The sequence below is a fragment of the Wolbachia endosymbiont (group B) of Parapoynx stratiotata genome, assembly GCF_947250635.1.
GTDB lineage: Bacteria > Pseudomonadota > Alphaproteobacteria > Rickettsiales > Anaplasmataceae > Wolbachia.
This window is the reverse complement of the sequence record NZ_OX366335.1, coordinates 145,582-158,347: the sequence shown is the minus strand read 5'-3', so window position 1 is coordinate 158,347 and position 12,766 is coordinate 145,582. Positions and strand designations below refer to the sequence as shown.

Genomic DNA, 12,766 nt, shown 5'->3' with positions numbered 1-12,766 from the left:
ATGATATCCACATTCTATGTAAAGTGCTATTTATCTTTTTATCTGAGAGATAAAAACAGCCTATCTTATACTTTAGTAATCAATAATTTACTTTGTATGGCATAAGTCGTGCATTTTTTGGTAAGCTTTTTGAAACCCAAGCAAGGAATAAGTATCATCAACATTTGCTGTTTTTACTTTTCCATTAACTACCATTGATAATCCCTGCTTCATTTTTAGAATCAAATCTTGGTCCATTTTTGTATCATCTGTCCACGCAAGACTTCCCTGTATTATTGGCAATTGATATTTAATTTTTTTATCGATATTGAGAACTACAGGCTCATTATTATACTGAAAGCCAGAAGTGACGCTCACCTCATCTGCTTTTTTATCAACGTAACTGACCATTACATACGGCTTGCGATCGGCTGTATAATGTTCACTTTTTTTCTTAGGATGAGATACAATATAACACACTTTTTCACCATCTTCCAATGCAGTATAAACAAACCAGTCTTTATATTTTTCGCTCAGTTGTACATTACTAACCGATGCAAGAGTGTCTATTGAAAGAAATATTAGAAATACGAAAAGACTACGCATGTAAACCGAATTTCAAACTCTCTGATTTTATATGTTGTTTTACCTTACTCATCGCTTGCTCAGCCAGCTGTCTTATTCTTTCTCTTGAAACACAATATTTTTTGCTAAGCTCATCCAAAGTCTGAGTATTCTCAGACAAGTATCTGCTAATGAAAATGTCTCTTGATCTTTCATTAAGACTTGCTAATGCATTGCTTAAGATTGTTTCTTTTAATGCCTTTTCTTCATGATTCTGGTAAGCTACTTCTTGACTAACTAAATTACACGGAATCATATCTTGTAACTCCTTTTTAGAGTCATCACCTATTTTTATACAATTATTTAACGACTGATCCTTACAAGCCAGACGATAGCTCATCTGTACAACATCTTCTTCAGATACAGAAAGCTCATTTGATATTGCTTTTATTTCTTCTTTACTCAAAGTTTCTCTGTTTGTGTATTGTAAAATTCTTTTTTTTATTTTACGTAAACTAAAAAACAATCTCCTTTGTGCTTGCGTTGTACCTATCTTTACAAGTGACCAAGATTTTAATATAAAGTCTTTCATTGAAGCTTCAATCCACCATACTGCATAAGTTGAAAAACGAAATCCCAAGTCAGGATTGAACTTTTTCACTGCATGCATTAAACCCATATTTCCTTCCATGACCAGGTCCATCAACAATAGACCGTAATTCTTAAATTTCATTGCAATTTTTACTACCAAATTCAAATGGCTAGTAATCAACCTGTGAGCAGAAGAAATATCCTGGTATTCTTGCCAATTTTTTGCTAATCGCACTTCCTCTTCTTGGGAAAGCATAGGAAATTTTCGCACTTCAGCAATATATTGCATGAGATTAGTGCTACTATTAACACATAAATTTGCTACTGGGGTCAACATAATAACTTAAATTAAAACTCTATACATATAATATATTGATTTTCAGTGAAAAATTCAAGCTTTAATTAAAAAAGCACAATTTTACATCTAATTGAGATCTTAGTAGCAATACACTTCAGTATCAGCTACCTGATTAACATTGCTAGCGTGTAACGATAAAAACTACATTAAATAAATAATGTGTTATTCCAGTGCTCAAACACTGGAATTCACATTTCTTTTTTCTAGATCCCAGTGTCATGCTACTTGAATGACAAGAAAAACCCACTGGGATAATAAGACAAAGATAGACTAGAAATTAAACGCTACTCCAGCTTCTGCACCAACAGCGCTGTAAAGGACGTTGATCTCTTTAGTAGCTGATACTGTTTCTTTATTAAAACTAGCACCATAAGAACCAAAATAACGAGCTCCAGCATAAAGCTTGATTTCTGGGGTTACATCATAACTAACACCAGCTTTTGCTTGATAAGCAAAACCAAATCCTTTTTGATCTTTAACTGTATCAGCTTTTGAAGGATTGCTGATATATGCTGCACCAACACCAACACCAACGTATGGAGTGATAGGCATATCTTCAATCGCTATATCGTAATAAACGTTAACCAATCCTGAAAATGCTGTTAAACTGTCTGCAACATTTGTTTCAGAAGCATTTACTACAGCTGTATCTTTAGCCAATTGTGAGTAAAGCCCTTCAACATCAACTCTAATGTCATCCATTTTATAACCAAATGCACCACCACCAGCTATAAAAGATCTTGTTAAGGGACTATCCTTTTCTTTACCTGCTGCATTTTTAATACCATCAACTTTTGTATAAAAAGGTAAAATTTCACCGTTGTATTGCAAACGAACGTAGTAGCTAGTTTCTTCATCACTTATTGGACCAATAGGGTCTGATGAAAAAGCAGAGTTTGATAGGCTTAGCAACGTCACTAAAGCAGCTGCCGAAAAAAACTTTTTATAATGCATAATTGCCCTCGTTAAAAAAATTAAAATTCCACTTTAGCAGTCTAAATAATCACTAAAGTTAAGTCAAGTGCTAACTTAATAACACAAAACCTTCTGTATCTTAACTAACTTTTAGGAAAATACAAAGATTTTATTAATTAATAAATAGAGTTACTCTACTTTTTTTACTCTTGATCTTCTGACACCTATTTCACTAATGTCTTTTTATCTTCTGATCTGCATTCATCATTGTGAATTGCTGCATATTCATGCAGTAATATGAATGTACTTCATGGAAGTACTAGTATAAAAGGAAAACACTTAGTTACTGCATTAAGTCAAACTTCAGTAGTAAATTTAAAAAGGAAGTTTAAATCCAGGTGGTAACCCCATCATACCTGCAAGATCAGAGGTTGCATTTGCCATATCTTCTTCTGCTTTTTTAATGGCATCATTAAACGCTGCTGTCACTAAATCTTCTACTATGTCTTTTTCTTCATTTCTCATAAGCTCTAAGTCTATGTTTACCTTTTTAGCTTTATAGCCACCTATTTTTATAACTTCCACTAATACAGAAACTTTGCCACCACCAGAAATACCTTGAAACTCTTTTCCAATATATTTTTCTTGGGCTTCCGCAAGCTTTTTTTGCATTTCTTGCGCTTGCTTCATTATTTGACTGAAATCCACAACCTACTCCTTATTTTCTATATTAACTACCTTTGCACCTTTAAACGTATTTAATATATCCTTAACTACAGGTGCATAATTTAAATTACTCACTTCCCTATTCATATAACTCGTATCAACTATAATAACCCACTCCTGATTAGTAGCTTGATTTAAGTAACTTTTCAAGTCATTACAAAAATTACTGTTCAAGTTAGATACAGCTTTTAATTTTAAATACCCAAATTTACAATCTATTAATTTTAGATTACTACACAGTTGTTTGTAAAGATAAATTTGGTTACTCCGCCTTAATAGTTGCAAAATCTTATCAAAATCGTAATTTTGTTGTTTATTTTTCACATGGATCCCAGTGTCACGCACTGGGATGACAGAGTGGGGTTTTTCCACATATTTTTTTGGATCCGAGTAGTCAGTTACTTGGATGACAGAGGGGGAAGGTGCAACAGGTCTGCCCTGTCTATTTCCTTGCTCTACATTCTGTGAAAGAATTTTTTTGATCACCTGTTCCGGAGAAGGCAAATCAGAAAGATAACAAAGGCTAATTAACATCATTTCAGCAGCAACCTCATTGCATGTTGAAATTTTTATATCTTGAATACCCTTAAGCAGCACCTTCCACAATCTCGAAAAAAATATTAAAGACTTTTTTGCACTCAAATCTTTTACTCTGCTCTTCTCATATTCTGTATCAATCTCTTTTGTAATTAAAAAACGGCATATTAACTGGATTGTTTGCAGCAGATCTTCAAAAATATTGAGCGGATTTGCTGTTTTTACCACATTGTCGAATACTAACAAAGCCTTCTGTAAATCACTATCTAATACTGCTTCCAGTAGATCAAATATAACGTTTCTATCTACTAGACCAAGTATGTCTGTAACACTTTGAGTGGATATTGTACCATCTTTGCTATATAGCACTGCTTGATTCATCAAAAATAAAGCGTTACGCATTGAATTGCTACAGTGGTGAGCAATTAATTCCGATGCTTCTTTTTCAATAAAATAATTTTCTTTTTGTGCAATATCATTTAAACGCTCCATTATCTTAGCTGAAGGAATGTTATGTAAGTCAAACCTTTGACAACGTGCAATAACAGTTATTGGTATCTTTTTTATTTCTGTAGTTGCTAGAATAAACTTTACGCTAGATGGTGGTTCTTCTAGAGTTTTAAGTAATGCATTAAATGCATTACTGGATAACATGTGTACTTCATCTATAATGTAAACTTTAAATTTAGAACTTATTGGTAAATAGCAAATATCTCCCAAGATCGCTCTAACATCCTCAACACTAGTGTGACTTGCCGCATCGATTTCAACTACATCTGGATGGCTTGAATTTTTTATTGCCAGACAACTTGTACATGATCCACAAGGTTCAAAAGTTGGCCCCAATGAGCAGTTCAAACATAAAGCTATTATTCTTGCAGTGGTGGTTTTACCAATTCCACTGCTACCAGAAAGCAGTATAGATTGTGGAATTTTGTTGAGAGTAAAAGCATTTTCTAGTATACGCACCAATATATCTTGACCTACTAAATCTTTAAAGCTACTAGGACGATATTTTAATGCTATGTTCATAGCCTAGAATAAAACAAATAGTACAAATAGGTATGCAACCCAAAAAGATTCTGATATGGTTGCTTCATTTCTGACCTGACCAAGTTACAGAATTTTTGCCTGCATACCTTATAAAAGGTTATACTTTTTTTTTTTTTTAGCAAGGTATATTCTATATTAGTCTTATAATTTATATGTTAGACCTTTTGCAACATTACTTTGGAGTAAACAGCTGTCACCTAAAATACTCTTCTTCTGTCATCCCAGTCTAGGATGGCTTTGTTGGATAGCACCTTAAGCAGTGATAGTTTACGACAAATTTATGTAATGATTTCAAATTTAGCCATACCAATATCAGTGAATTTGTTGAGCAAATAGCATTTAGTTCTTTTTCTCGATTTATCTCAGATTTATTCCTAAACAAATACTTGCTTCAACCTTGAGAAAAATCCTTCTATGTAAGATCTTTTTCCATAAATTGCTTCCTTTTTCCACTCTTTTACACCATCTTGTCCATATAATTTTATTAACCTAATAGCAGCATTTCTGTCAGACATATAATCTATTTTTGAATGTTCTGCTGCATCCTTTTTTGGTAGAACTTTTGTCTTTATATCGTATTTCTTACACAATTTATAAAGTTTTTGCCTATCGTATGCCCTATCTGCATATAATGCTTTTATTTTGTGCTGAAAATTAACTTCTTCAAGCAAATCGCAAGTGGTCAGAGTAGACGCCATTACTGTATCTTGCAGCTATAGCTTTTTTACTATTCACACTTAACATAACATGTAACTTTCTTACTTGCTCGTAGCTTCGGTACTTTCTATCTGCACTGTTTTCCTTACTGTGGCCAGGAGTGTTACTGTAAATTTGTGCTATCTATGATAATTTCAATATTTTCCATGTTGCTTTTATCAATCCTGCAATCATTTATCTTAATATTAAGTTTTTTTTGATGCTTGTGAATAGCTGCAAATCTCTTCCTATTTGTTGCAAATACCCTTTTATAAACCCGACTGTTTTTCTTAAACCAATTCTAAAGAAACTGACGATTATATGCACTAAAATCACAACTTTATCACTATAAATATAGTTGCCGCCCTGCATTTTTGGACTATTTTCATACCAATTTTCGATAGCTTCATCGATGTAACGAAAAATATTCCCCCTTTTTTCAAGGAATTTGTTATATTCGTTTTGGTTACTGACTTTCATTTTCTGTGGCATATTTTTTCTTCAACAGTTAAATGGCTGCTTTATAATGAATTTTGTCAGTAACTGCCAGTTCTTTTCACTTGAGCGATGCAACAAAGCCTACTGGGATCCAACTAAGTTGGTAAACACTTTACAACGTTTTTTGCACAAAAGGACTTTATTCTAGCGTCACGCGCTAGAATGACATCAACTTTTGAATTCCAGTTATGCAAGAAATCTATTCATTTGAAACTTGTTTGAGAAACGTAGCTATAAAAACCGCAGGTACCAGTTGGTTTTTATTAGCTAAAGTAAAGGTCAAATATCTGGAATTCTGGACATAAAATCCCCCTGTAAAAAAGATTAGAAAAAAATGCAGCGCACATATGACAGAAATTAAGTATACACTGAAGAATACATTTTTTATGAGTTTAATAAAAAGGTCTGCAGACGGAGATAGATTTTTGAGCTCAATAAATATCTCTAATTGTAATTATAATTGGATTCAAAATACGCGGAAGTAATTTTTTTAGCTATAAAATAATTCTGTCTTGTAAAAGTTTAACAAGAGAACCAAAAAGTTAGTGTCATAAATATTTTTATCAAAAACTATTTTAAAAAAATTTAAATAGAGTTGAAAAATTTTAAAGATGAGATACCCTACCTGAAATGCAACCCCTGTAAAATAAAGAAATATGAAAGGTGAAATAAACACTGCAGCAAATTTTCAAGCAGAAGACCTTGAGTCTAAAAATGCTACAGATCTTGATTGTTTAGCTCACTCTCTAAATTCTTTGAATGCAAAGAGTGCTGAGATTAAAGATAAAAAGAACGATGTGCCTTTTTCCAGTAGAAGAAGCAGCTCGCATGTTTTAGAACTTTTTTCTAGTGAAAATGTTGAGATTAACATTCCAGATGAAACACCTTGTGCCACTCGGAGTGAATCAGGTATAGCTGAACTGTTTAGAGGTATAGCTGGGTTGTTTAAAGGCAGGGGTAGTATGAACATAAACCTTTATCAATCTAAAGTGAAACGTAGCTCTGCAATTGATTACAGTACTACAGAAAGTATAGGGTCACGGCTATTAAATATCTGTGAAGGAGAAGAAGAAGATATCTATTTTGACCAAGAGATTGATTCTCTATATAAAGAGGGCTGTTTGTATGATGCCTTATTGTTGCAAGATAAGAAAAATCAGGACACACCTTTACATTTGGCCATAAAAAAAAATCGTGCTGATTTTGTAAAAAAGCTTTTGTCTATTCTTAAGGAACCATACTGTTCGAATGAGTTTTACAAGCACAAATATTTTGAACGTAAGCAAGAGAATGAAAAGCCGCTTTCTAAAGTTATTAATACTAAGAACAAAGACGAAAGAGATGTAATTACTCTGGCTATTGAAGGTAATAATTCAAAATGCGTTTCAGTTCTTTTCGACTACTTAACTCGTGAACATATTAACAGAAGGAAAGATGTTGAAAGTGAGTACACACCTCTACACGAAGCTGTGCTTCTTGGCAAGAATGAAGTAATCAAAGAGCTTCTAAAATCAAGAGATATAGATACTGAATTTATGGATAAGGAATCTTACAAAGCATATAATTATGCTAATAACAAAGAGGCAATAGAATTGTTTATTAAGCACTATAGTAGTAAAATTAGTGAGTTGCGTATAAAATTAGAAGATAATAATAAAAAACTAGCGCGAATTAAGTGCGTCCTAAACAAAACAAAACTTACTTGCGTATGCTTAGCAGCCTTCGGCTCTTGTTTTAGAATGTATAAAAATTCTCATGACATAATAAATGAAGAAGTGAGTGAAGATATGTTATATTATTCTCTTGAATTGCTCTCCAACACTACAGGTCTAATATTATTTTTTAATTATTTGATCGATACAATACTTTCCAAGTATGAAGAAAAAAATTCTAGTTTGAATAAAGAATCGGACAGTTATGTGGAAGAAAGAAATATGTTGAAAAATAAATTACGTCATTTTCAAAAAGGAAGTACCGTAGTAACTACGCAAATGTGTGAGATAATTTCAGTTATACCTGAATCAGAGTTAGGTTACAGTAGATTGTGATTACATTAATTTTTTCAAGACAGTTCTAAAAAAAAGTGGGAAATCTTTTTCATAGCCAATCAAACTAAGCTTTCTTTACGAAAGGTTTGATGTTATCATTTTATAAACTATATCCTGAATTTGTTAAATGAACATTAATATAAAGAATTTAGTTCATGCTTTTTCTAAATTGCCAAGTTTAGGTCCATCATCATCACGAAGGTTAGTTATACATTTGCTCCAGAACAAAGAGAGAGTCATGCTACCACTTGCATCTTTGATTAGAGAGCTAGCGGATCTTATAATAGAGTGCAAAATTTGTGGAAACCTAGATACTAAATCGCCGTGTTCTATTTGTACTAACCCAAAGCGTGACACCAAGTTAATGTGTGTAGTAGAAGAATTGGGTGATCTATGGGCATTTGAAAAAGGGAATATATATTCAGGTATGTATCATGTTTTGGGTGGAAGGCTATCAGCAATAAATGGCATAGGTCCAAAAGAACTGAATCTTGATAACATTCCCAAAAGAGTTACAGAATTTAAAATTGAAGAGGTCATTATTGCAATCAATCCGACATTAGAAGGCCAAGTTACTGCGCAATATATAATTGAATTGCTAAAGAATTTGAATGTAAAAATATCGCGCCTTGCTTGCGGTATACCGATAGGTGGAGAAATTGACTACCTAGATGAAGGGACGCTGAAGATAGCGCTGACGTCAAGACAAGAGTATGAGTTAAATATAAAGTAAGGTATGTGCTTAAAAAAACTTACATCCCTAATAACCTTCAGAAAAAAAGAAACGGAACATCTACCCAAGGTAACAACTTGGGAAGGTGATTGCTTAGGCTATAAGCAAGTTGCAAGTAGATTTAGTAATATAATTAAGACAATTGATCAGTCTTTTTCAATCGTATCCTTAGAAGGATATGATAAGTGGGGTAAGACATTTTTTTTGAAAGAATGGGTAAAGGATCTAGAGCAGCAAAATGAAATTGCAGCTTATTACAGCGCATGGGATATTAGTGCGCTAGATCAACCATTGCCTTCTTTTTTGCATTTCTTGTTTGAGGATCTATTCGCATCATACAAAGTAAAAAGGAGTGTTATACAGCAGTTCAAAAACATAAACCAAGAACTATTTTCTCTCAATACATTAGGAAAGCTGATCAGTAAATCTCCACTTGCTATGCTTTCAGTATTTCTCGATGCTGCAAAAGAGGCTGATAAGAAAGACATTGGTTTTGTCTTGGGTGAATTAAATCTTCTCCAAAGGAGAAAAGAGAACATTAGAGACTTTAAGATACAACTAGCAGATGTGGTTAACAAAATCAGAAAAGGTAAAAACATTTATATAATGGTCGATAATCTTGATATATGCCGTCCTAAATTCATTGTCGATTTTTTAGAATCCATAAAGTACATGCTTGATGTCGAGGGACTGGTTTTCATTATCTCTGTTAGTCAAGATAAAAGTAACGTGCAAAGAGCAATCAGCACAATACTTGGACCAAATTTCAGCCTAAAATCTTTTACTGATCTCTCTTTGCATTTGCCAAAACAGCCAATAGAGAAATTTACAAGAAAGCTGTTTCAAAATATTGAATTGCCGAAAAAATCAAAGAGCTTAATTATAGATAGCTTTATATTTTATGCAGAAAGCTTCTCATTATCATTGCAGGCAATAGAATACTGCGTAAAGAAAATAAAGCTATGTTATACGAAAATTGATCCGAATTTATTTACATTTTTAGTAATACTACAGTCAGTAAACACTAATTTGTATGAGGAATTATATTCATCACCTCAAAAAGCACTGGAGAAGATTGAGAGCGCTTTGATTCTAAACGGTCAGGAAGAATGGGAAAAGCTTAAAACTTCTCTTGAGACTACTTTTAAAGAAAAAGAATCAAAGACTCACAAATCTTTGAAGCAAATAAGAGATATCTTATTCTAAGAATAAAGAGAATTGTGGAACAGAACCCTCTTCTTATCATTTCAGCTTGCATGACAAATTGGCTCACATAAATTTTAGCATATATGACCTTGAAAGATCGCTGTGCAATACTTAAATTATTAGAATAGCAGGCTAATAATGGAGCTCAAAATGCACAACATACAAGAAACTGAAAGTTTAAAATTTGACGCTGAAGTAGGCAAAGTAATAAATATAGTAATTCATTCACTTTATACTAATAAGGATATTTTCTTGCGTGAGTTAATATCAAATGCATCAGATGCATGTGATAAATTGCGCTATGAATCACAATTAAATGCTGATTTATTAGATTCAAGTGATGAGTTGAAGATTACTATTAGCTCCAATAAAGATAAGAATGAGCTGTATATAACCGACAATGGAATTGGCATGAACAGGCAAGATTTAATAGATAATCTTGGCACGATTGCAAGTTCTGGTACGCAAAAATTCTTGGATGCAATTAAGAATAATAAAGATTCGAGCCAAGCTGTAGAGCTGATTGGAAAGTTTGGTGTTGGTTTTTATTCAAGCTTCATGGTTGCTTCAGAAGTTATAGTAGAATCAAGGAAAGCCGGAGAAGAAGAGTCTTGGGTGTGGAAATCTAAAGGAGATGGAGAGTATTCAATCAGCAAATTAGATGGTCAAATCTCTCGTGGCACAAAAATTACGCTCATCATGCGTCCTGAAGAAAGCGAATTTTTAGACAAATTCCGTATTGAAAACATTGTTACTACTTACTCTGACCACATAAATTTTCCCGTTGAGTTTGTAAATGAAGAGGGAAAAAGTGAAAAATTAAACAGCAAAGCTGCAATTTGGACTAAGCCAAAAAATGACGTTACTCAAGAAGAGCACAACGACTTCTTCCGCGGTGTTGCGCATGTAGGTGGTGAGCCTTGGATGATACTGCATAATAAAAATGAAGGTGCAATAGAATATACGAATTTGCTTTATATTCCTTCTATCAAGCCTTATGATTTGTTTCATCCAGATAGACGCTGCTCTGTAAAGTTATATGTCAATAAAGTATTTATTACTGAAGATAATGTACAAATTATACCACAATACCTGCGTTTCTTGAAAGGTGTGGTTGATTCACCAGATTTGCCTCTTAACATCAGCAGAGAAACACTGCAGAATAATCGCGTTGTTGAGCAGATTAGGAAATCCCTAACTAAACGCGCGGTATCAGAGCTCGGCAAAAAAGCAAAAGATAATTTAGAGGAATACACAAAATTCTGGGGCAATTTTGGTGCGGTGTTAAAAGAAGGTCTTTGCGAAGCTATGCCAACTGATGAAAGAGAAGCATTGCTTTCCATTTGCAGATTTCATAGCACCAGTGATGATAAGCTAGTTAGTATTGATGATTATATAAGCAGAATGAAGCCTGAACAGGAACATATCTACTATCTCACAGGAAATAGTCTCGATTCAGTAAAAAACAGTCCACAACTTGAAGGATTCGTCAGCAAAGGATTGGAGGTGCTTCTATTTGTTGATCCAGTTGATGATTTCTGGACTAGCGTAATTCATGAATATAAAGATCAAAAATTTAAATCTGTAACTCGTGCTGATGTTGATTTAGAAAAATTCTCTTCAGAAGAAGGTAAGAAAGATGAAGAAAATAAATCAGATGAAAACAAAAGCGAAGAAAACGCGGATTCTATACTCGAATACTTCACCAAGGTTCTTGGAAGCTTAGTAAAAAGTGTAAAGATCTCTAAGAAATTAACCGATAGTCCTGTGTGTCTAGCAGTTGATGAAGGAACTATGGATCTCCGTATGGAGCGTTTTTTACGTGAACAGAAGCAGCTAAATTACCGCACGCCAAAAGTACTTGAAATTAACATTAAGCATCCTTTGATAAGAAACATAATGGAATCTCACGCTGAAAATGGTGAAAATCCAACACTTGGAGATATGATTTACTTATTGTTCTATCAAGCTTGTATAGTGGAAGGTGAAGAGATGGAAGACGTAAGTCTGTTTGCTAAAAGACTCAATAATTTGCTTGGCAAAATTTCTGTTTAATGCTATAGTTAACTTAGCTAATGGTCAGGGGGTAAAACATGGGGTGGAATTTACTTGGTGGGCTCATGCCGCCAGCAGTAAATACTGCAGAAGAAAGGGAGCGTCGCCATTCCAGAGATTCAGGTGCTGAAGAAGAATTTGAAGTTTTAGAACAAGAAGAAATTAAGGAGCATCGTCATTCTGGAGATTCAGGCAATTGTTCAGAGGTTGAGGAAGGACAAAATACTAACAGAGCAATTGAATTGGAATTTCAGCTAACACAATCTTTGCTAAGTCAAGTAAAGGCAGGTGAGAATAATAGGAATGCAAATTCTGGCAAGCAAGCACAACTTGATTTGGAAAGAATGGATTTTGTAATTAATGGGCAAACAATAAGCAAAGCGTATGTTCACGAGTCATATTGCCAGCACAATCACTTAATTTCGAGTGAAAATGCAAATTACCGCCTGTTTGCTAAGCAAGTTTTCACAGAAATGTTTAAATATGCTAAGGCAGAAACTCCAAATGACAATATATTAGAAGAGTTAATTACTAATTGCAATCAGGCTGGGTATGATGGCTCTTTGTTAATGCAGCTCTCTCCTATATTCTCTAAGCATAAACTAAGCTTGCCTCATGCCAACGATAGAAAGATAAGTATTGTATATAATAGCCAAGGTTCTCTCAATATTCAGTATTGTCCAAGTATGCCTGTTAGAGAACTTGATACAAATAAGTAAATATGCAGGGTTGATGCTATTTTAGAGTTCACCCTTAAGTTTCGAGATAGTAAGGTAGAGTATGAAAACGGCAAAGTAACACTTGCTA

General features: G+C 33.6%; 10 protein-coding genes, 1 other RNA gene and 1 pseudogene. 5 read left to right on the top strand and 7 right to left on the bottom strand.

Going from position 1 to position 12,766, the window contains the following annotated elements; genetic code table 11:
• Nucleotides 1-87: 87 nt before the first annotated feature.
• The 7 genes and pseudogenes from OOT12_RS00790 to OOT12_RS07425 all read right to left on the bottom strand — a co-directional run bounded on the left by OOT12_RS00790 (nucleotide 88) and on the right by OOT12_RS07425 (nucleotide 5,911).
• Nucleotides 88-585: an invasion associated locus B family protein gene (locus OOT12_RS00790; protein WP_019078627.1), complete on the bottom strand. Its 498-nt coding sequence runs from the start codon at nucleotides 583-585 to the stop codon at nucleotides 88-90.
• Entirely contained in the window at nucleotides 578-1,471 is an 894-nt protein-coding gene (locus OOT12_RS00785; RefSeq protein ID WP_012481951.1) for an RNA polymerase factor sigma-32, read from the bottom strand. The genes OOT12_RS00790 and OOT12_RS00785 overlap by 8 nt, the downstream gene beginning before the upstream one ends.
• Before the next feature lie 291 nt (nucleotides 1,472-1,762).
• The gene (locus tag OOT12_RS00780; protein WP_264375068.1) at nucleotides 1,763-2,446 is read right to left on the bottom strand and encodes a P44/Msp2 family outer membrane protein; all 684 of its coding nucleotides are present in this window, start codon (nucleotides 2,444-2,446) and stop codon (nucleotides 1,763-1,765) included.
• A gap of 336 nt (nucleotides 2,447-2,782) precedes the next feature.
• On the bottom strand, nucleotides 2,783-3,097 hold the full coding sequence (locus OOT12_RS00775) for a YbaB/EbfC family nucleoid-associated protein (RefSeq protein WP_006013488.1): 315 nt from the start codon (nucleotides 3,095-3,097) through the stop codon (nucleotides 2,783-2,785).
• A 21-nt stretch (nucleotides 3,098-3,118) separates the two neighbouring features.
• Nucleotides 3,119-4,702 (bottom strand): DNA polymerase III subunit gamma/tau, encoded by a 1,584-nt coding sequence (gene dnaX / locus OOT12_RS00770; RefSeq protein ID WP_264375069.1) that lies wholly within the window; start codon nucleotides 4,700-4,702, stop codon nucleotides 3,119-3,121.
• Between the two features lie 16 nt (nucleotides 4,703-4,718).
• Nucleotides 4,719-4,817, bottom strand: an RNA gene (gene ffs / locus OOT12_RS00765) — signal recognition particle sRNA small type.
• Nucleotides 4,818-5,001: 184 nt separating this feature from the next.
• Nucleotides 5,002-5,911: pseudogene (locus tag OOT12_RS07425) on the bottom strand (transposase).
• A 662-nt stretch (nucleotides 5,912-6,573) separates the two neighbouring features.
• On the opposite strand from OOT12_RS07425, the gene OOT12_RS00750 reads away from it, so the two are divergent.
• The 5 genes from OOT12_RS00750 to OOT12_RS00730 all read left to right on the top strand — a co-directional run bounded on the left by OOT12_RS00750 (nucleotide 6,574) and on the right by OOT12_RS00730 (nucleotide 12,678).
• Complete coding sequence (locus OOT12_RS00750; RefSeq protein ID WP_264375072.1) at nucleotides 6,574-7,965, top strand: ankyrin repeat domain-containing protein; 1,392 nt, start codon at nucleotides 6,574-6,576, stop codon at nucleotides 7,963-7,965.
• Nucleotides 7,966-8,098: 133 nt separating this feature from the next.
• Nucleotides 8,099-8,698 (top strand): recombination mediator RecR, encoded by a 600-nt coding sequence (gene recR, locus OOT12_RS00745; RefSeq protein WP_264375250.1) that lies wholly within the window; start codon nucleotides 8,099-8,101, stop codon nucleotides 8,696-8,698.
• Nucleotides 8,699-8,701: 3 nt separating this feature from the next.
• Entirely contained in the window at nucleotides 8,702-9,904 is a 1,203-nt protein-coding gene (locus OOT12_RS00740) for a KAP family P-loop NTPase fold protein (protein WP_264375073.1), read from the top strand.
• 150 nt (nucleotides 9,905-10,054) lie between these two features.
• A complete protein-coding gene (htpG, locus tag OOT12_RS00735) occupies nucleotides 10,055-11,959 on the top strand; it encodes a molecular chaperone HtpG (protein ID WP_264685296.1) in 1,905 nt (634 codons plus the stop codon).
• Between the two features lie 38 nt (nucleotides 11,960-11,997).
• The gene (locus OOT12_RS00730; RefSeq protein ID WP_264685295.1) at nucleotides 11,998-12,678 is read left to right on the top strand and encodes a hypothetical protein; all 681 of its coding nucleotides are present in this window, start codon (nucleotides 11,998-12,000) and stop codon (nucleotides 12,676-12,678) included.
• Nucleotides 12,679-12,766 lie beyond the last annotated feature (88 nt).